Source organism: Marinobacter mobilis (assembly GCF_900106945.1).
Taxonomy (GTDB): domain Bacteria; phylum Pseudomonadota; class Gammaproteobacteria; order Pseudomonadales; family Oleiphilaceae; genus Marinobacter; species Marinobacter mobilis.
This window is the reverse complement of sequence record NZ_FNNE01000007.1, coordinates 191,275-211,142: the sequence shown is the minus strand read 5'-3', so window position 1 is coordinate 211,142 and position 19,868 is coordinate 191,275. Positions and strand designations below refer to the sequence as shown.

The window sequence follows — 19,868 nt, the reverse complement described above, 5'->3', positions numbered from 1 at the left end:
ATGCCGTCGCACAGGAATCCATCACGATCAGAGGTGAGAGTTTGAAAGACGTCAGAGTCGGAATCTGTGGGCTGGGGACAGTCGGCGGAGGTACCTTTAGTGTACTGAGCCGGAACGCCAGCCTGATTGCGGGGCGAGCAGGTTGTTCGATCCGGATTGGCCGTGTGGCCAGCCGCAGGCAGAACGAAAGTATCGAATTGGGCGATATTCCGTTCAGCCAGGATATTTTTGACGTCGTCAACGATCCTGATATTGATATCGTGGTGGAGCTGATTGGTGGTTATGACGTGGCCCGCGAGCTGGTCATGGCGGCTATCGCTAACGGCAAGCACGTGGTTACGGCCAACAAGGCTCTGATTGCGGTTCATGGCAATGAGATTTTTGAGGCTGCTGAGGCGAAAGGCGTCATCGTGGCCTTTGAGGCAGGTGTTGCTGGTGGTATTCCAGTGATCAAGGCGCTGCGGGAAGGTCTGGTGGCGAACCGGATCGACTGGCTTGCAGGCATTATCAACGGTACCGGCAACTTTATACTGACTGAAATGCGCGCTGGCCGGGAGTTTGCTGATGTACTCAAGGAAGCTCAGGCGTTGGGTTATGCTGAGGCCGATCCAACCTTCGACGTTGAAGGTATTGACGCGGCTCACAAGCTGACCATCCTGGCATCGACCGGGTTCGGTGTGCCGCTGCAGTTCGAGCGGGCCTACACCGAAGGCATTTCAAAGGTGACTCCCTACGATATCGAACACGCCGAGTTGCTGGGTTATCGCATCAAGCACCTGGGGATTGCCCGCCGCCGTGAAGACGGGATCGAGCTGCGGGTACACCCGACCCTGGTGCCAAAAGATCTGCTGATCGCCCAGGTGGATGGCGTGCTTAATGCCGTGCTGGTCGATGGTGACGCGGTTGGTCAGACCATGTACTACGGCGCCGGAGCCGGGGCTGAAGCCACGGCCTCTGCGGTCATTGCCGATGTGGTTGATGTGGCCCGTACGGTTTCCCATGGCAGTGCCCAGAAGGTTCCCTACCTGGGCTTTGAGCCGGGCGCGATGGAGGAGCTGCCGGTGTTGCCGGTGGAAGAAATCCATTCTGCCTACTATCTGCGAGTGCACGCGGAGGATCATCCGGGTGTGCTGGCCAAGATTTCCTCGGTGCTCAGTGAGCACGGCATCAATATCGAATCCGTTGTCCAGAAAGAGTCCGAGCTCGATAATGGCAAGATTCCGGTCATCATGCTGACGCACACCGTGCAGGAACGGCAGATGAATCAGGCGATTGCCGATCTGGAAGCCCTGGATGACATTGATGGCCCAGTGGTTCGAATCCGAGCAGAAAATTTCAGTTAACAGGAAGATAACGTGAGATACATCAGTACACGGGGCGAGGCGCCCGCGTTGGGTTTTGAGGACGTCCTGCTGGCCGGTCTGGCCAGCGATGGCGGGCTGTACGTACCGGAATCCCTGCCTCATTTCAGCGTTGAGGAAATTCGTAGCTGGCGTGGTCTGTCCTACAGCGAACTTGCTTTCAACGTTATGCATCCGTTTGTTGACGATGCCATCCCGGCGGATGATTTCCGGGAAATGCTGAATGAAACCTACAAGGGCTTCAGTCACGATGCCGTTGCCCCGCTGGTTCAGCTGGACAGCAACGAATGGGTGATGGAGCTGTTCCGTGGTCCAACCCTGGCGTTCAAGGACTTCGCTCTGCAATTGCTGGGTCGTTTGCTTGATTACGTACTCGAGAAGCGCAAGCAGCACGTGGTCATTATGGGGGCAACCTCTGGTGACACCGGTTCTGCGGCCATCGAAGGCTGTCGTCACTGCGAACACGTGGATATTTTTATCCTGCACCCCCATGAGCGGGTGTCTGAGGTGCAGCGTCGTCAGATGACCACCGTGCTGGGTGACAACATCCACAACATTGCGGTTCGCGGCAACTTCGACGATTGCCAGCGCATGGTCAAGGAGAGCTTTGGTGACCAGTCGTTCCTGGGTGGCAAAACCCAGCTGGCGGCGGTCAACTCCATCAACTGGGCGCGGATCATGGCCCAGATTGTTTACTACTTCCAGGCCTCGCTGGCGCTGGGCGGTCCTGATCGCAGCTTGGCGTTCTCAGTACCGACAGGGAATTTCGGTGATATCTTTGCCGGTTATCTGGCCAAGAAAATGGGGCTGCCAATTTCCCAGTTGGTGATTGCCACCAATCGCAATGACATCCTGCATCGTTTCATGAGCGGCAACCGCTACGAGCAACATCAGCTTGAGCACACGCTCTCGCCAAGTATGGATATCATGGTGTCCAGTAACTTCGAGCGCCTGCTGTTTGACCTGCACGGTCGTGATGGCGGTCTGGTGAAAGACCTGTTGGAACGTGCCCAGAAGGGACCGGTCAGCATCGAGGATTACCGCTGGCGTCACGCCCGCAAACTGTTTGACAGCGATGCGGTGGACGACAAGGGCACCTGCGAGACGATTCGCGAAATCTTTGAGCGCAATGAATATCTGCTTGATCCCCATACGGCCATCGGTGTTCGTGCGGCCAGGAACTGTCGTCGCGATGCCAGCGTACCCATGGTAACCCTGGGCACCGCGCACCCGGCGAAGTTCCCGGATGCCATCGCCGAGGCAGGGCTGAGCGTCAAGCCGCAGTTGCCGCCTCACATGGCGGATCTGTTTGAGCGTGAGGAGCGTTGTACGGTGCTCGATAACGATCTGTCTTCAGTGCAGTCATTCATTGCAAGTCACTGGAAGCTCGCCTGATCGCGACCCCCTCTGCGTTTCTATGACCACCAAGAAAATCCTCCGTCGCCCCGTTCCGGATACTGTTCCGGAATGGGGACTCGAACTCCCTCCCTTGCTTCGTCGGCTCTATGGTGCCCGTGGCGTATCGTCCGACGTGCAGCTGGACTATGCGCTCAAACATCTGGCGTCGCCGTTTCAGCTGCGGGGGATTGATCGGGCGGTCGAATTGCTGGCCGAGGCCATCCGCGAAGGGCGGCGGGTTCTGGTGCTCGGCGACTTTGATGCCGACGGCGCCACCAGTACCGCAGTAGCCGTACTTGGACTGACGATGTTGGGGGTGGGGGACATCGATTTTCGGGTTCCCAGTCGCTTCGCCGACGGTTATGGATTAACGCCGGGTATTCTCTACCGTTTGCAGGAAGAGAACGCGCTGCCGGACCTTTTGGTGACGGTTGATAACGGTATCTCTGCGCTCGACGGCGTCAGGGTAGCCCGGGAAATGGGCGTAAAGGTTGTGGTCACTGACCATCACCTGGCGGGAGAGTCACTTCCTGACGCCGATGCGATCGTGAATCCGAATCAGCCCGGTTGTGAGTTCCTGAGCAAGAACGCGGCGGGTGTGGGTGTCATGTTCTATGTGCTGACGGCGCTGCGGCGTTACCTGCGGGAGCGGGGCGAACTACCGGAGCCACAGCCAAATCTTGGTACTTTGCTGGACCTGGTGGCGCTGGGCACCGTGGCGGATGTCGTGCCGCTTGATCACAACAACCGGATTTTTGTCGAACAGGGACTGCGGCGGATTCGCCAGGGCGAAGCGCGTCCTGGCATTCTGGCGTTGCTCGAAGTTGCCGGGCGCGATTACCGACGGATCAGTGCGATGGATCTGGGCTTTGTGGTTGGGCCCCGGCTTAATGCGGCCGGGCGCCTGGATGATATGAGTGTAGGTATCGCCTGCTTGCTGGCCGATGGTCGGGATGAGGCGTTACGGCTGGCGAAGGAACTCGATACCTTCAATCGCGAGCGGCGCACCATCGAGAAGGACATGAAACATCAGGCTCAGGACCTGCTAGCCTCCATGTCGCTGGATATTGAGGGATTGCCCTGGGGTTTGGCGCTTTTTGATCCCGACTGGCATCAGGGGGTTATCGGTATCCTGGCAGCCCGGCTACGTGAGCAAACCCACCGCCCGGTCATTGCCTTTGCGCCGGATGAGGCGGGGGAGGAACTCAAGGGTTCTGCGCGCTCCATCCCCGGATTGCACATTCGTGATGTGCTTGCGGTGGTCGACGCCCGTAACCCGGGCATGCTGAAGAAGTACGGTGGCCACGCCATGGCTGCGGGCATGACCATTGCCCGCCGCGATCTGGATGCCTTTGCCGCGGCGTTCGACGAGGCCGTACGCACGACGATTTCAGCGGCGGATCTGGAGGCCGTCATTACGACGGATGGCCCGCTGGCACCTGAGGAGCTGAGCCTGGAAACTGCAGCCTTGCTGCGGCGTGCGGGCCCCTGGGGGCAGCATTTTCCGGAACCGCTGTTCGATGGTGAATTCGATGTGATCAGTCAGCGTGTCGTCGGTGAGAATCATCTGAAAATGGTGCTGCGCCCGCGCAGCGGTGGCGACATCGTTGATGCCATCGCCTTCAATACCGGGGCTGAGGTGCCGGACTACACCCGCTGTGGTGCCCGGGTCGTTTACAAGCCCGACGCCAACACCTTTCGTGGTCGCACCAGTCTGCAGTTGCTGGTGGACTATCTGGAGCCGCTCTAGCGGCGCTTCTCCCTGCTGTCAGAAACTTTACCTACCCCGCGCCACTCAGGCTGATTTACCCCCGGTTTTCCGGTAAAATGCCGCGTCTGATTTTATGTGCCTGTGACGACCGTCTTTCCTGCGTCGGTCGCGGGCAATTGTGCTATCTGCAAGGTGAGAAACGGTTTCATGGAAATCAATCCCATAGTGACGAAGATCAAAGAGCTTCGTGAGCGCACTGATGCGCTTAGGGGGTATCTTTGACTACGATCACCGTAGTGAACGGCTGGTCGAAGTAGAGCGCGAACTGGAAGATCCGAAGGTCTGGGATGAGCCCGACCGTGCCCAGGCACTGGGTAAGGAGCGCTCTGACCTGGAACTGATCGTCAACACCATCAATAACCTGACCTCCGGCCTGGAAGATGCCGAGGGGTTGCTGGAAATTGCGGTGGAAGAGGACGATGAGGGTACCGTCGGGGAAATTACCGCCGACCTGGAAGAACTGGACGGCGACCTGCAGAAACTTGAGTTCCGCCGCATGTTCTCCGGTGAAATGGACGCCAACAACGCCTACCTGGATATCCAGGCCGGTTCTGGCGGCACCGAAGCCCAGGACTGGGCCAACATGCTGCTTCGTATGTTCCTGCGCTGGGGCGAGCGCCACGGTTTCAAAACCGAGATTGTCGAGGCCCAGGACGGCGAAGTTGCCGGCATCAAGAGCGCCACGGTGCATTTCCAGGGCGAATACGCCTACGGCTGGCTGCGGACCGAGACCGGTGTTCACCGTTTGGTGCGTAAGTCGCCGTTTGACTCTGGCAACCGTCGCCACACCTCCTTCTCATCGGTGTTTGTATCGCCGGAGGTGGATGACAGTTTCGAGATCGAGATTAATCCGGCTGATCTCCGGGTAGACGTTTACCGGGCATCCGGCGCCGGTGGTCAGCACGTTAACCGGACCGAATCTGCGGTTCGACTGACTCACAATCCGACCGGTATTGTGGTGGCCTGTCAGGCTGGGCGCAGTCAGCACCAGAACAAGGATCAGGCCATGAAGCAGCTCAAGGCCAAACTGTTCGAGTTTGAGATGCAGAAGCGCAACGCCGAGAAACAGAAGCTGGAAGACTCCAAGGCCGATATCGGCTGGGGTAGCCAGATCCGTTCCTATGTCCTCGACGACAGTCGGGTCAAAGATCTGCGTACCAAGGTTGAAACCAGCAATACCCAGGCCGTGCTGGATGGCGATATCGACAAGTTCATCGAAGCCAGCCTGAAAATGGCCCTGTAATCCGATTTTCCCTTTGAACCCCTGACAGCTAGTGAGACACCATGACTGACCAAACGCCGAACGCCGCCCAGCACGAAGACAACCGACTGATTGCTGAGCGTCGTGCCAAACTGGCGGAGCTGCGAGAGCAAGGCTCACCGTTTCCCAATGACTTCCGTCGCGATGCCTTGGCCGCTGACCTTCAGGCGACCTACGGCGACAAGAGCAAGGAAGAGCTGGAGTCGATGGGCGTCAAAGTCGCCATCGCCGGTCGTCTCATGCTGGATCGCAAGGCATTCAAGGTGCTTCAGGACATGTCCGGGCGTATCCAGATCTACGCCGCCAAGGAAGTCCAGCAGGAAACCCGTCACTGGGACCTGGGGGATGTCATTGGTGTCCGTGGCACCCTGGCCAAGTCCGGCAAGGGCGATCTTTACGTCACCATGGAAGAGTATGTGCTGCTCACCAAGTCGCTGCGTCCGTTGCCTGAAAAGCACAAGGGGCTGACGGACATGGAGGCCCGGTATCGTCACCGCTATGTCGATCTGATGGTGAACGAAGACACCCGCAAGGTGTTCCAGATGCGTTCCCGTCTGATCAGCAGCATGCGTAATTACTTTACCGAGCGCGGCTTCATGGAAGTGGAGACCCCGATGCTGCAGGTGATACCGGGTGGTGCGACCGCGCGTCCGTTTGTGACCCACCACAACGCCCTGAGCATCGACATGTATCTGCGCATTGCGCCAGAGTTGTATCTGAAGCGTCTGGTTGTCGGCGGCTTTGAGCGGGTTTTTGAGATCAACCGCAACTTCCGTAACGAAGGTTTGTCCACTCGCCATAATCCGGAATTCACCATGGTGGAATTCTACCAGGCGTACGCGGATTACAATGACCTGATGGATCTCACCGAAGACATGCTGCGCAAGATTGCGCAGGATGTACTGGGTACCACCACCGTGGTCAATACCCGCGAACTGGCGAGCGGCGAAGTGGAATCGGTCGAGTACGATTTTGGCAAGCCGTTTGAGCGGATGACTGTGGTAGAGGCGATTCTCCGGCACAATCCGGCGCTCCAGGCCGGTCAGCTGGGCGACGAGGCCAGTGCCCGTCATGCGGCCGAGAAGCTGGGGATATCGTTGAAAGACTCCTGGGGCCTGGGCAAGGTGCAGCTGGAAATCTTCGAGGCCACAGCTGAACATCTGCTGATTCAGCCGACGTTCATCACCGATTACCCGAAGGAAGTGTCGCCGCTGGCACGCTGCAAGGATAGCGATCCGTTCGTCACTGAGCGTTTCGAGTTCTTCGTGGGTGGTCGTGAGCTGGCCAACGGCTTCTCCGAGCTTAATGATGCTGAAGACCAGGCTGAGCGTTTCCGTGCCCAGGTTGCGGAAAAGGATGCCGGTGATGATGAAGCCATGTTCTACGACGAAGATTACGTCATGGCGCTGGAATATGGTCTGCCACCGACCGCCGGTGAGGGTATCGGGATCGACCGCCTGGCGATGCTGTTGACCAATTCTCCGTCGATTCGCGACGTCATTCTGTTCCCGCACATGCGTCCGGAACACAAGGCTGAACAGCCGGCTGGCGCAAAGGACTGATCATGACTCCGGTCGAGGCTCTGGCAAACCAGCTCCGTCCCGGCCGGGGCTGGTCGGAACACCTGGCCCTTGAATTTCAGCAGCCCTACATGCAGGAGCTTTCCGGGTTCCTGGCCTCCGAGGAGGAGGCTGGCAAGATCCTGTTTCCGGCGAGCCAGCATTGTTTCAATGCGCTGAACAGTACGCCGCTGGATCAGGTGTCGGTGGTGATTCTGGGGCAGGATCCCTACCACGGTCCCGGGCAGGCTCACGGACTCTGTTTCAGCGTGCGCCCGGATGTTCCGCCACCACCTTCTCTGGTCAATATCTTCAAGGAACTGAAGGAAGACGTTGGCATAGCGTTGCCGGAACATGGTTGTCTTCAGCCCTGGGCCGATCAGGGGGTGTTGCTGCTGAACAGTGTGCTCACGGTGGTGCAGGGGCAGGCCGGAGCTCATCAGGGGCGTGGTTGGGAGACGTTTACCGATCGGGTGATCGAACTGATTAACCGCGAGCGGAATGGTGTCGTGTTTTTGTTGTGGGGCAGCTACGCCCGCAAGAAAGGTGCGAAGATTGACCGTCAGCGCCACCTGGTGCTCGAAGGGCCGCACCCTTCGCCGCTGAGCGCCTACCGGGGGTTCTTTGGCTGTAAGCATTTCTCCCGTGCCAACCAATGGCTGCAACAAAAAGGGCAGCGACCAATTGAATGGTCACTGCCCTCCAGACGTGAGCTGCTGGACCGCTACCTTAAATCGTAGCGGTCTCACTGGCTTTGATTACTGAAGCAGCGCCATCGCGGCTTCCATCTCCGCATTCAGATCTTCTTCTTCACTCATGTCGATATCCGGATCCAGGCCTAGGCGGTCAAAGGCGGATATTGTCTTCCAGTCCAACTCCGTCCAGGGGTGTTCACTGCCGGCAACCAGTTGCAGATTGGCGACCATCACCAGATCGGCGTAGTCGGCCGACGGCGCCTGACGCTGGAAGTTAATGTATTCCTCCGGTACCGACTGCAGTTCGGCCGGGAAATCCCATTTTTTGAGAATCAGGCTGCCAATACGGGGGTGCAGTTCCTCGATGATGTTGTCCAGCATAATGCTGGTTACCTGGACATCACTGTCTTCGACGTAGCGCAGAATAGGCAGTACGCCGATCAGGTGCACCAGTCCCGCCAGGGTTGCCTGATCGGGCTTTAGCCGGGTGTAGTGCTGGGCCAGGACGTGACAGATGCCGGCTACTTCGGTGCTGGTCTGCCAGGTGGCCCGCAGGCGCTTGTCGATCATGTCGGAGGTGGCCTGGAACATCTGCTCCATGGCCAGGCCCATGGCCAGGTTGCTGGTGTAGGCCATGCCTAAGCGGCTGACCGCCATGTTTAGGTTTTCAATGGCGCGGGAGCCGCGAAACAGCGGGCTATTGCACACACGGATCAACCGGGCAGACAGCGCGGTATCGTTACTGATGACCTTGACCAGGTCGGCAATGGAGGAATCGTCGGATTCTGCGATCTCGCGTACCTGAAGCGCCGCTTCCGGCAGCGTTGGTAACACCAGCTTGTCGTTTTCGATGGCGTCGGTCAGGTCGTTCTTAATGGTTTCAACAATGGTTGACATAATGTGTTGGAATCCATGCGCTAAAGGTGAGCGTAGGTGTTGAACCGCCATCCGGCCGGTTCAATAAACAGACCTTCTAAGTTATAGCAAATTCTGGCGGCGCTTCCTGTCAACTTATGTATCTCTTTTCTGCTCGGGAACATCGTAGGGCAGGGCCAGCAGAGTAAGGTTGGGCCCGGACTGCGCCAGGGTCAGGGTTTGGAAGTCCGCATCGTGGCGAATCACCGCCAGCAGTTCACCGTGGCCATCCGTGTAGCGGATCCCATTAACCACCTCGCCAACGGTTCGTTCTCCGTTGTATATCGGTGCACCGCTCTCCGGGGCGGCGGGGCCAGCCTCAACGCCAAGGCGGAACAGGCTTTTCTTGAGTTGCCCGAGGAAATGCATGCGGGCGATCACTTCCTGGCCGGTATAGCAGCCCTTCTTGAAGTGCACGCCATTCAGGTGCTGCCAATTCAGCATTTGGGGTACGAAGGCTTCCTGACTTGCTGATGTCAGCTCCGCAATGCCGGCTGCAATCTCTGATGCCTGCCAGTTGCCCACGCCGGTTCGCTGGTTCTGATCAAGAATCCGCTGCAGACTGCCGGACAAGTCACCGATCTGCCAGAGCTCAAAACGGTCAAGGCCTTCGGCCGTAGGTTCGGTGCGTATCAGTCGGTGTTCGTCCAGGACAAGGGTGTCTCCGGGGCTGCTTAGCTGTTGGCTGGCTTCGGTACTTAGCTGGTCCGCCAGAGCCTTGCCCAGAATGCCGACCAGGCGGGCTGTCGGGTCGATGGTCATGGTCGTTCCGCGGAACAGCATGAGGTATTTTTGCAGCCGGGCAAGGATCTCATCGGCTAATGCCGCAGGCAGTGCCAACAGTACATCATCACCCTGACGCACCAGGCGGGAGAGGCAGTAGGCGCGCCCTTTTGGTGTACATGCGGCGGCACGGGGCGAGTAGTCAGCGGTGACATCCTCCAGCTTCTGACTGAACTGGCCATGCAGGAACTGATCGGCGCTGGGGCCCGATACCCGTACCACAACCTGGTTGTCCAATATCGCGTAGGCTGAGGTTGGCCGTGGTGTAACTGCGTATGCGGTATCCGGCATGGAGGCTCCCGTGGCTCGATGGTGTCGGTTGGTGGTCGTTTGGCTCGGTCAGAGCGTGATTCAGCTGCTGCGTAAGCGCAGCCAGACCCGCAATTGACGGAATGGCTCTCGCTGGACGTTGCTGGGTAACCAGTCCCCGGCCAGCAAAACGACAGTTCTGGGACTATAAGGTGAGGTCGGCAACGCGAGTTTCAAGAGGGTGACGCCGGCACCCAGTCGGCTGTCTGCGGCCGGTTTGGCAAGGACGTGGTCGCCGCTTCCCAGCTGTGCCCAGAGCTCATCACCCCGGAGTTGCAGAGCCGTAACGGCGGATTTTCCCCGCAATAGCCCTGAATTCCGTACCTGCCAGGTCAGGCCGAGCAGGGCCAGAGGGCTCAGGTACCAGGCCTGCCAGAGTCCGTTGCTTCCCAGTACCAGCGTTGCAATCAGTACGGTGAGCCAGGGCAGGCCGGCGATAGCCCCGGCGCTCAGCGAGGGCCTCAGGCAGATATCAGTCCGGTTGGACACGGGTGAGGATCATGTCCACGATGCGCTGGAGATCCGGGTCCTCTGGACGGCTGCGTTGCATGAACCACTCGAACATGTCGGTGTCTTCACACTCCAGCAGCTTGCGGTACCGGGCCTGATCCTCTTGTGGAAGATCGCGATAGGCCTCGTTCAGGAACGGCAGTAAAAGCACGTCCAGTTCCAGCATGCCGCGACGGCTGTGCCAGAAGAGACGGTTGAATTCGGTATTGTCTGACATTGGAATACTCGCAGGTTGTCGATAGGTGAACGCGTCAGGGCGTGAGCGTCCGGTAGGTCGTTGGCACCAGTACAGTGTCCTTGACCTCCGGCAGCAGGCTCGGGTAATCCAGGGTGTAATGCAGGCCCCGGCTCTCCTTGCGCTGGAGGGCAGAGCAGATGATCAGGTCGGAAACCGTCACCAGGTTGCGCAGTTCCAGCAGGTCATTGGTCACCCGGTAGTTGCTGTAAAACTCGCCGATCTCGCTGGCCAGCAGGTCGACCCGGTGTTTGGCCCGCTGCAGGCGCTTGGTGGTGCGCACAATGCCCACGTAGTCCCACATGAAATGGCGCAATTCGTCCCAGTTGTGGGAGATGACCACGTCCTCGTCGGAGTCCCTTACCTGGGATTCATCCCAGTCGGGTACTTCCGGCGGTGGTGGAATGTCCGCTTCACGACGGGTAATGTCCGCCGCCGCCGCCTGGCCATAGACCAGGCACTCCAGAAGCGAATTGCTGGCCATGCGGTTGGCTCCGTGCAAGCCGGTGAAAGCGGCTTCGCCCACCACATAGAGCTGGTTGATATCGGACCGTGCCCGTTCATCGGTGACAATGCCACCGCAGGTGTAGTGGGCGGCAGGCACGACCGGAATGGGGTCCCGGGTAATGTCGATGCCAAATCCCAGGCACCGTTCGTAGATGGTGGGGAAATGGTGCTTGATGAAGTCTGCTGGCTTGTGGCTGATGTCCAGCAACAGATGATCGGCACCAAGGCGTTTCATTTCATGGTCGATGGCGCGGGCAACGATGTCTCGGGGAGCGAGTTCTGCCCGGCTGTCGAACCGATCCATGAAACGCGAACCGTCCGGCAACAGCAGGTGCCCGCCTTCCCCCCGAACCGCTTCGGTAATCAGGAACGATTTGGCGTGGGGGTGATACAGGCAGGTTGGATGGAACTGGTTGAACTCCATATTGGCAACACGGCAACCGGCCCGCCAGGCCATGGCGATGCCATCCCCCGAGGCGCCGTCAGGGTTGGTGGTGTAGCGATAGGCCTTGCTGGCACCTCCGGTTGCAATCACGGTAAATCGGGCGCGGAACAGTTCCACATGATTGCTGTCGAGGTTGAGGATGTAGGCCCCGATACAGCGGTTACCCGGCAGTGCCAGCTTGCGGTTGGTAATCAGATCCACCGCAACGCGGTTGGACATCAGCTGAATGTTCTTGCGAGCTGCCGCCTGTTCGGCCAGCGTGGTTGAAACCGCATGGCCGGTGGCATCGGCGGCGTGAATGATCCGCCGATGGCTGTGACCGCCTTCCCGGGTCAGATGCAATTCGGCGTTTTTGTCACGGGTAAACTTGACCCCGCTATCAATCAGCCAGTGGATGCTTTCCTTGGCATGCTCAACGGTAAAGCGCACCGCATCTTCGTGGCAGAGGCCTGCACCCGCATCGAGAGTGTCCTTGATGTGATTTTCGACCGAATCGTCGGTGTCCAGGACCGCGGCAATGCCGCCCTGGGCCCATAGTGTTGCCCCGCTGCTGATATCGGCCTTGCTGATAACAGCGACCTTCAGATGCTTTGGCAGGTTGAGGGCGACGGTCAGGCCGGCAGCTCCGCTGCCGACAATTAGGACATCATATTCGTAGGATTGTGGCATCGGGATGAGATCAGGGGCCATAATGTGGAGGTGTATTGAACTAAACTTTACGCTTGCTGTCTATTTGGCCAAATGGGGAACGGTGGTTGTTGCCGCCGTAAACGGTCTGTTTGACCAGTCAGTTTTGCCGGATAAGACATCAGGATGACACTTTCCAGAGAACAACTCCTTGGCCCTGAGGCCATTAACCGAGTAGAGCCCGGCACCCACTCCATGACCCCGGATACTGACAAGCGCGGCGATGATGCCCCTGAGAGCCAGACTGATCAGCAACTGGTTCGAAAGGTGCGTAATGGCGATCGCTCGGCCTTTGATCTTTTGGTGATCAAATACCAGTCTCGGGTGGCATCAATCATTAGCCGGTATGTCTACGACAGCCAGGAAGTCATGGATCTGACTCAGGAGACCTTCGTCAAAGCCTATCGGGCTATTGAACGTTTCCGGGGAGACAGTGCCTTCTATACCTGGCTCTACCGTATCGCGGTAAACACAGCGAAAAATTTTCTTGAAGCCCGGGGGCGCCGCCCCCAGGGCAGCGCTGACGTGGCAGAGGCGGAAAACTTTGACGAGGGTGTCCGTCTCCGGGACGGGTCATCCCCGGAGCGGATGTTGCAAAAAGAACAGCTGCAACGCGCATTGCAGCAGGCCATCGCCGACTTGCCGGAAGAGCTACGCTCGGCGTTTTTGCTCAGGGAATACGATGGGCTGAGTTACGACGATATTGCCCGCATCCTGGAGTGCCCTATCGGTACTGTCCGGTCACGGATATTTCGGGCCCGGGATGCGGTTGACCGTCGGCTGGGGCCCCTGTTGGGGATTGGCTGATTTGATGCGGGTTGTAAAAAACATAGGTGAGGTAGCATCCCATGGATGATCGTCTCAAGGAAACGCTTTCGGCGATGCTGGATGACCAGGCGGACGAACTCTCTGTTCGGCGGGTCCTGTCCCATCCCGAGCAGGATAAAGTGCGGAGCCAGTGGCAACGCTGGCAGGCCGTTCGTGACCTGATGCATGATAGCGTCGCTGTCGATCACATCGATGTCAGTGTCGGGGTCCGGCAGTCGCTTTCGGGCGTGCATTCGCCATCGTTGGTGAATCCCGCGCCGGTCCGGCGTGGGGCTGAGCGGCGCTGGTACTGGTCAGCGGCAGCGATGGTGTTTGCCGGACTGCTGGTTGGATTCGGGGTGGGCTCCGGCTGGGAGTCCGGTCGTGACGGCACACCGATGCTGGCGGAATCCACGGTGAAGGGCGCCAGCGACGTGCTTGAGTCTGCGGACGTTGCTCCGGTGCCGGAGGTGGCTTTGCAGGGATTGGATCAGCAGCAGTGGGAACATCTCAGTCATTACCTGCTGGAACATGCCCAGCACAACAGTGTGGCTGCCGGGCGTGGGGCCGTCGGCTATGCACGCTTGGCCAGTGTTTCCGCTGCAGCTTACTAGGCAGGTTGGTGTAGATGAGGAGCATAGCCCGGTGAAGTGGCCAGCACGAAAGTTTACGGTTACCGCGTTGGTGGTCTGGCTGCTGGCCATGGCCGGCCCTGTCCGTGCCGAGGAAACCGCAGAAGAGTGGCTGGCAAGGTTGGGCCCGGCGCTGAATATGACCACCTATCGGGGCGTCATGGCCTATACCCGTGGCGATCAGGTCAGTGCAATGCGGGTCGCTCATCGTTATCAGAACGGCCATGTGGAGGAGCGACTGGTTCAGTTGGACGGCGCCAGTGGTGAATTTGTCCGCAAGGGTGCGGAGGTGATTTGCGTGCTGCCGGACCGGGGGCGGGTGCAGCTTGAGCCGGTGATGCCATCCGGTCCGTTTGCGGAAGCGTTCGCCAACCGGCTGGTTCCGGACAACCCTTGGTACCGCCCGGAATTGCTGGGGGATGACCGGGTGGCCGGTTACCCGGCCAAGGTGTTGGCACTGAATGCTCGCGACAGTCGTCGCTACAGTTATCGCCTATGGCTGGAGTACCAGTCCGGACTGTTGCTCAAGAGCCATGTTCGTTCGGCCAGTGGAGAGGTTCTGGAAAGTTTTCAGTTTACCGACCTGGAAATTACCGACACGCTCCCCGACAGCGAATTTGAGGTGCGCGGCAATGGCCGTGAGATCGCCGCGTTACTGGCGTCGGAGTCCGGAGAGCCCGCCGTAAAACCCATGCCAAGCGGCTGGCAGCTGGGCTGGATGCCGGAAGGCTTTGTGCCTGCGGCCGTGCCGCGGGTGGGGCGAGGCCCGGCCATGGCCTTTTCTGATGGGCTGTCCGCGTTTTCCGTCTTTGTGGAGCCGGTAGGAGGGCTGAATATGCCGACTGGCGCTTCGCGGATTGGTGCGACCACCGCCTACATGCACCGGTTGGTGGCGAATGACGAGGTTTATCTCGTCACGGTGGTGGGGGAGATCCCACCTGAAACCGCAATGCAGGTTGCCCAGTCGGTCACCGTTGGCGACACCGCCTCAGTCGGAGTGGTGCAGCCATGATTACTGAAACGGGGCGGGTGATAGCCGTCAAAGGCGAGAATATCTGGGTTCAGACAATCCGTCTGAGTGCTTGCAACAGCTGTAAGGCCCGTCAGGGGTGTGGTCAGAAAGTGCTGGCTGGCGCCACAGGCGGGCGGGCGAATCAGGTCCAGGTTGTTAATCACCTGGGCGCGCGGGTTGGGGACGAGGTTACGCTGGCCATCGCAGAATCTGCGTTGCTTGGCGCCTCACTATTGGCCTATGCCGTGCCGTTGCTGCTGTTCGTGCTTGGGGCGGTTGCCGGGCATTATGCCGGCTCCGGAACCGAGGGCGCCGCCATTATTGGTTCGGTGATCGGGTTGGCTGCCGGCTTTGGTGTAGCGAGGTTGCTTCATGGCCGTCACGGAAGCGAGTATGTACCGCGGTTGCTGAGCGTACGTGCCACTGCGGAAGCGACCTTGGCCGTTGAGGGTATGGCGCGGAACCCTACAGATTCGTAAGTTGAAAATTCCGGAGGCGACCACACAATGAACGCAAAGAAGACGACCCATTAGGAGTTTGAAATGCCAAGATCTGCGTGCGAGCCTGCCAGAGGCGGTTCAAGGATGGTTGTACTTTCTGCTGTGTTACTGTTTCTGGTCACCTCGCTTTCGGGAGGGCAGGCGTTGGCCGCTCGCGGCCTGCCGGACTTTACCGATCTTGTTGAAGAAAACAGCAGTGCGGTCGTTAACATCAGCACGACTCAGGCTGCGACTGAAAACGCCCGTGGACTGCCCTTCGATGAGCGCCAGCTCGAACAGTTGCCGGAGTTTTTTCAGGACTTCTTTGGTCGCCGTCGTGCCCCCGGTGGACGTCCTCAGCCTCAGCCTGAGCATTCCATGGGCTCCGGGTTTATTGTGTCCAGTGACGGCTATGTACTCACCAACAACCATGTTGTGGAAGGCGCGGAAGAAATTATCGTCCGCCTGAGTGACCGGCGCGAGTTACCGGCCACGCTGGTGGGGACGGACCCCCGCTCGGATGTGGCGGTGTTGAAAATCGAAGATGGCGATGACCTGCCGGTTGTTCGCGTCGGTCGTTCCGACGACCTGCAAGCCGGTGAGTGGGTGCTGGCGATCGGCTCTCCGTTCGGTTTTGACTACACCGTGACCGCTGGCATCGTCAGCGCGCTCGGGCGGTCATTGCCTTCGGAAAACTATGTGCCGTTTATTCAGACCGACGTTGCCATAAATCCGGGTAACTCCGGCGGCCCGCTGTTTAACCTCGATGGCGAGGTGGTGGGTATCAACTCTCAGATCTATACCCGTTCCGGGGGCTTTATGGGGGTCTCGTTTGCCATTCCCATTGACGATGCCATGAACGTGTTTCGCCAGATCCGCGATACCGGCAGTGTTGCCCGCGGCTGGCTGGGCGTGCTGATTCAGGAGGTTAATCGTGACCTGGCCGAGTCGTTTGGCCTGAACCGGCCCCGTGGTGCGCTGGTTGCCGAGGTTATGGACGGTTCTCCGGCCGAGGATGCTGGTCTGCAGGCTGGGGACATCATCCTCGAATATGAGGGCGACGAGATTGGTCTGTCTTCGGAATTGCCACCGATGGTTGGTCGCACTCCGGTCGGAGGCACTGCGCGTATGAAAGTGATTCGCGCGGGTGAGCGGCTTAACCTGGATGTGGTGATTGGCCAGTTGCCGGAAGAGGGCCAAAGCGAGCCGGTTGAAGTGGGACAATCGCCGGAGTCAAACGCCGCACCGCTTGGTCTGGTGGTGGAGGAGCTTCCGCCGAAGCTGCAGGGTACTTTGGGCATTCGCGGTGGTGTGATGGTGGTAGACGTAGGCCGGGGCCCGGCGCTGGACGCGGGCATCCGTCCGAAGGACGTGATCACTGAGATCAATCGTCACCAGATTGATTCAATTGAGGATTTCAGGGCGGCTGTGCAGTCGCTGCCGGACGACAGTGTGGTCTCCGTGCGGGTCATCCGTCAGGGCCGTGCAACCTACCTGGTGATGCGCCCCTGAGACCGCCGGGCTGACCTGAAATCACGTTGCTGAATGACAACCCCGCGAACTGTTTCAAAGGACGACAGTTCGCGGGGTTGTTTGTTATAGTTTGCTGATTAGTCGAACAACAAGACAGAGCCAAGGACTGGATCGACCCACATGTTGAACAAGAAGGATGTCCCACTGCGGCAGTTGTTGCGGTTCAGAAATGCCTGGATCGCCTGGCTTCTGCTGATCGCTTCCCTGCTTGCCACCGCCGTGCTTTGGCACCTGTCTGTCAGACTGGTCGAGGATCGCACGGAGGCACGCTTCCGCTCCCAGTCCCTGCAATTGAAAACGGCCATTGAAGAACGGTTGCTGAACTATGAGCAGGTGCTGGCGGGTGCCGCCGGGCTGTTTGCCATCAGTCCCGAACTCGACCGGCTGGGGTGGCATACCTACATTGAAAGTGTGGACATCGAACGCTACTACCCGGGTATTCAGGGGATTGGCTACACGGCGCGGGTGGCTGACTGGCAGATGGATGAGCATGTCAGCTGGGCGCGTGGTCAGGGTATGCCGGATTATCGCATCAGCCCCATTGGTCAGCGCGATGAATACTTTCCCATCGTGTTCCTGGAGCCGAACAGCAGTCAGAACCGCCGTGCATACGGCTACGATGCCTTTAACGAAGGCGTTCACCGGGTGGCAATGGAAGCGGCCAGGAACAGTGGCAGGCCCACGGTTACCGGCAAACTGGTCCTGGTTCAGGAAGCGGTTGCGGATGATCAGGCTGGTTTCCTTATGTACTTCCCGCTCTATGACGGTGGCTGGACGCCGGAATCTGAGGCCGAGCGTCATTTACAGCTGAAAGGCTTTGTGTTCAGTGCGTTCCGTATGAATAACCTGATGGACGGTATTGTCGGCCTGATTTCGCCTTTCCTGGACGTGCGTATTTATGACGGCGATCTGGTGAACCGTGAGTCCCTGATGTACGGTTCCAACCTGGGTTCGCTGGACAACGAGTTCAGTTTTGAGAAAACCCAGCAGATTTCCCATGGCGGCCGGACCTGGCTGCTTCAGACCCGTTCCACTCCGGCCTTTGACTACCTGGCGTCAGACCCTCGCCCACCGATTGTGTTGGCGGCGGGCATTGTCATCAGTCTTTTGCTGGCTTTGATTGCGCTGATACTGCTGCGTTCCCGGCTTATGGCTCAGGTTAGTGCAGGTCGTTATCGCGCGATTACGGAAGGTGCGGCAAATATCACTCTGGTGCTAGATCGTACCGGTGAGCCCCGTTATGCCAGCCCATCCAGTAAGGATATCCTCGGTTTCAGTGCCGACGACCTGAAAGGCATGGACCTCGAAAGCCTGGTGCATTCCGATGACTGGGCTCAGCTTCAGACCGGTTTTGAAGAAGCTCAGGGGCAACCTGGCCGACAGCTTCCGGTGGTGCGGGCGAGGGTTCGTGATGCCAACGATGAGTGGCGGGATATGGAAGGTACCTACACCTCCATGCTGGATGTGCCGGGGGTTGATGGGGTGGTGCTCAGCCTCCGAGACCTGACCCAGCTCAAGGCGGCGCAAACGGAACTCCACCGGCTGGCGTTCTATGATCCGCTTACCGGTCTGGCCAACCGCCAGTTGTTTCGTGACCGCCTGACCCATGTGGTGCGTCGCTGCCGTCGTACGGAAGAGCCTGCGGCCCTGATGTTCCTGGATCTGGACGGCTTCAAGAGAATCAATGACACCCTGGGGCATGACGCCGGTGATGAGCTGCTGCAACAGGTGGCGCGCTGGTTGACCGGCTGTGTGCGTGAGGATGACTCAGTGGCGCGGCTGGGGGGGGATGAGTTTGTGGTGCTGCTGTCGCGGATCAGCAGTCCTGAAGCCGCTGCGAAAGTTGCGGAAACGATTTTGCGCCGGTTGTGCCAGCGCATTCGTCTGAACGAGCATGAAGTCGGGGTGACGGTCAGTATCGGGGTGACCATGATTCCCTACGACAGCGAAGATCCCGGAACCCTGATGAAGTATGCCGACCTGGCCATGTACCGGGCCAAGGAAAGCGGTCGCAATAACTACCAGTTCTTTACCCCGGCAATGAACATCAAGGCCGCCCGACGGCTGTTGCAGCAGGAAGAGCTGGCGGCGGCGCTGGATGCGGATCGCTTTGTGCTGCACTACCAGCCCAAGGTGGATCTGGAAACCGAGAAGGTGCTGGGTGTCGAGGCGTTTGTGCGCTGGCAGCATCCGGAAAAGGGGTTGGTATCGGCGCAGCAATTCATTCACCTTGCAGAAGAAACCGGGTTGATTATCCGGCTGGGAGAAATGGCGCTTCGGCAGGCCTGTATCCAGATTCAGGCGCTTGAACGGGCCGGTTTTGAAGACCTGAAGGTTGCCGTCAATGTATCGGTGAAGCAGGTGATGGACGCAGGCTTCCTCGATCTGTTCCGCCAGGTGATCACTGAAACGGGCGTTTACCCCGAGCGTCTTGAGCTGGAAATGCCGGCCGAGTTGCTGAACGAAGACCCCCGTCACTTGCGGGAACTGCTGGGTGCACTTCACGACCTGGGGGTTTGCCTGATCCTCGATGACTTCGGTACCGGGGCGTGTTCGCTGGCGACGCTGCAACAGCTGCCGCTGGATGCGGTCAAGATTGACCATTGTTTCATCCGCGATATCCCCTATAACGTCAGTGCCACTGACGTAGCGTCCGCCGTCATAGCGCTGGCCAGAAAGCTGCATCTCACCGTCGTTGCAGAGGGGGTGGAAACGCCCCAGCAGCTCAGTTTCCTCAAGGGCGCGGGTTGCGCCCAGTGTCAGGGGAACCTGTTCAGCTACCCGCTGGATGAGGATGCGCTGATTGGCTTCCTGGTGCGCCAGTATGAGCGCTCATTGATCTCCTGAATCATGGCATTGCCAGTCGGTAACCGGTAGAATCACCGCGTTGCTGAACCCGAAGGTCAGCGGTTTCCGGGCAGCCCCGGAAACCTGTTGTTTATCCGACCCCGGGGCGCGTTTATCGTCTT

Annotated in this window: 17 protein-coding genes; 12 read left to right on the top strand and 5 right to left on the bottom strand. The window is 58.9% G+C overall.

Annotation, left to right across the window (positions count from 1 at the left end):
• The first annotated feature begins 41 nt into the window (after nt 1-41).
• The 6 genes from BLV11_RS12495 to ung all read left to right on the top strand — a co-directional run bounded on the left by BLV11_RS12495 (nt 42) and on the right by ung (nt 8,090).
• Nucleotides 42-1,343, top strand: coding sequence for a homoserine dehydrogenase (locus tag BLV11_RS12495; RefSeq protein ID WP_091814659.1), 1,302 nt, complete (start codon nt 42-44; stop codon nt 1,341-1,343).
• A 12-nt stretch (nt 1,344-1,355) separates the two neighbouring features.
• Complete coding sequence (gene thrC / locus BLV11_RS12490; RefSeq protein WP_091814655.1) at nt 1,356-2,756, top strand: threonine synthase; 1,401 nt, start codon at nt 1,356-1,358, stop codon at nt 2,754-2,756.
• Nucleotides 2,757-2,778: 22 nt separating this feature from the next.
• Nucleotides 2,779-4,509 carry a single-stranded-DNA-specific exonuclease RecJ gene (gene recJ, locus BLV11_RS12485; RefSeq protein ID WP_091814651.1) on the top strand — a complete coding sequence of 577 codons (1,731 nt, stop codon included), beginning with the start codon at nt 2,779-2,781 and terminating at the stop codon, nt 4,507-4,509.
• Nucleotides 4,510-4,677: 168 nt separating this feature from the next.
• Nucleotides 4,678-5,773 (top strand): peptide chain release factor 2 gene (prfB, locus tag BLV11_RS12480; protein WP_139173236.1). Its coding sequence is split into 2 segments (ribosomal slippage): nt 4,678-4,749 and nt 4,751-5,773, totalling 1,095 coding nucleotides; the frame shifts between segments, so codons are not numbered across the junction.
• 41 nt (nt 5,774-5,814) lie between these two features.
• Nucleotides 5,815-7,353 carry a lysine--tRNA ligase gene (gene lysS / locus BLV11_RS12475; RefSeq protein WP_091814643.1) on the top strand — a complete coding sequence of 513 codons (1,539 nt, stop codon included), beginning with the start codon at nt 5,815-5,817 and terminating at the stop codon, nt 7,351-7,353.
• 2 nt (nt 7,354-7,355) lie between these two features.
• Nucleotides 7,356-8,090 carry a uracil-DNA glycosylase gene (gene ung / locus BLV11_RS12470; RefSeq protein WP_091814639.1) on the top strand — a complete coding sequence of 245 codons (735 nt, stop codon included), beginning with the start codon at nt 7,356-7,358 and terminating at the stop codon, nt 8,088-8,090.
• Nucleotides 8,091-8,108: 18 nt separating this feature from the next.
• Here ung and BLV11_RS12465 read toward each other — a convergent pair whose 3' ends face one another.
• The 5 genes from BLV11_RS12465 to nadB all read right to left on the bottom strand — a co-directional run bounded on the left by BLV11_RS12465 (nt 8,109) and on the right by nadB (nt 12,418).
• Nucleotides 8,109-8,942 carry an HDOD domain-containing protein gene (locus BLV11_RS12465; RefSeq protein WP_091814636.1) on the bottom strand — a complete coding sequence of 278 codons (834 nt, stop codon included), beginning with the start codon at nt 8,940-8,942 and terminating at the stop codon, nt 8,109-8,111.
• 114 nt (nt 8,943-9,056) lie between these two features.
• Complete coding sequence (gene ygfZ, locus BLV11_RS12460; RefSeq protein ID WP_091814631.1) at nt 9,057-10,034, bottom strand: CAF17-like 4Fe-4S cluster assembly/insertion protein YgfZ; 978 nt, start codon at nt 10,032-10,034, stop codon at nt 9,057-9,059.
• Nucleotides 10,035-10,094: 60 nt separating this feature from the next.
• Nucleotides 10,095-10,541: a hypothetical protein gene (locus tag BLV11_RS12455; protein ID WP_091814627.1), complete on the bottom strand. Its 447-nt coding sequence runs from the start codon at nt 10,539-10,541 to the stop codon at nt 10,095-10,097.
• Nucleotides 10,525-10,779 (bottom strand): FAD assembly factor SdhE, encoded by a 255-nt coding sequence (locus BLV11_RS12450; RefSeq protein ID WP_091814624.1) that lies wholly within the window; start codon nt 10,777-10,779, stop codon nt 10,525-10,527. The genes BLV11_RS12455 and BLV11_RS12450 overlap by 17 nt, the downstream gene beginning before the upstream one ends.
• A gap of 34 nt (nt 10,780-10,813) precedes the next feature.
• The gene (gene nadB / locus BLV11_RS12445; RefSeq protein WP_175528349.1) at nt 10,814-12,418 is read right to left on the bottom strand and encodes an L-aspartate oxidase; all 1,605 of its coding nucleotides are present in this window, start codon (nt 12,416-12,418) and stop codon (nt 10,814-10,816) included.
• Between the two features lie 144 nt (nt 12,419-12,562).
• On the opposite strand from nadB, the gene rpoE reads away from it, so the two are divergent.
• The 6 genes from rpoE (at nt 12,563) to BLV11_RS12415 (ending at nt 19,746) form a co-directional block, all read left to right on the top strand.
• On the top strand, nt 12,563-13,243 hold the full coding sequence (gene rpoE / locus BLV11_RS12440; RefSeq protein WP_091814618.1) for an RNA polymerase sigma factor RpoE: 681 nt from the start codon (nt 12,563-12,565) through the stop codon (nt 13,241-13,243).
• A 41-nt stretch (nt 13,244-13,284) separates the two neighbouring features.
• Complete coding sequence (locus tag BLV11_RS12435) at nt 13,285-13,857, top strand: sigma-E factor negative regulatory protein (protein ID WP_091814615.1); 573 nt, start codon at nt 13,285-13,287, stop codon at nt 13,855-13,857.
• A gap of 31 nt (nt 13,858-13,888) precedes the next feature.
• Nucleotides 13,889-14,887, top strand: coding sequence for a MucB/RseB C-terminal domain-containing protein (locus tag BLV11_RS12430; protein ID WP_245726021.1), 999 nt, complete (start codon nt 13,889-13,891; stop codon nt 14,885-14,887).
• Complete coding sequence (locus BLV11_RS12425; RefSeq protein WP_091814612.1) at nt 14,884-15,366, top strand: SoxR reducing system RseC family protein; 483 nt, start codon at nt 14,884-14,886, stop codon at nt 15,364-15,366. The genes BLV11_RS12430 and BLV11_RS12425 overlap by 4 nt, the downstream gene beginning before the upstream one ends.
• A gap of 63 nt (nt 15,367-15,429) precedes the next feature.
• The gene (locus BLV11_RS12420) at nt 15,430-16,878 is read left to right on the top strand and encodes a DegQ family serine endoprotease (RefSeq protein WP_375176495.1); all 1,449 of its coding nucleotides are present in this window, start codon (nt 15,430-15,432) and stop codon (nt 16,876-16,878) included.
• 141 nt (nt 16,879-17,019) lie between these two features.
• Complete coding sequence (locus BLV11_RS12415; protein ID WP_091814606.1) at nt 17,020-19,746, top strand: bifunctional diguanylate cyclase/phosphodiesterase; 2,727 nt, start codon at nt 17,020-17,022, stop codon at nt 19,744-19,746.
• Nucleotides 19,747-19,868 lie beyond the last annotated feature (122 nt).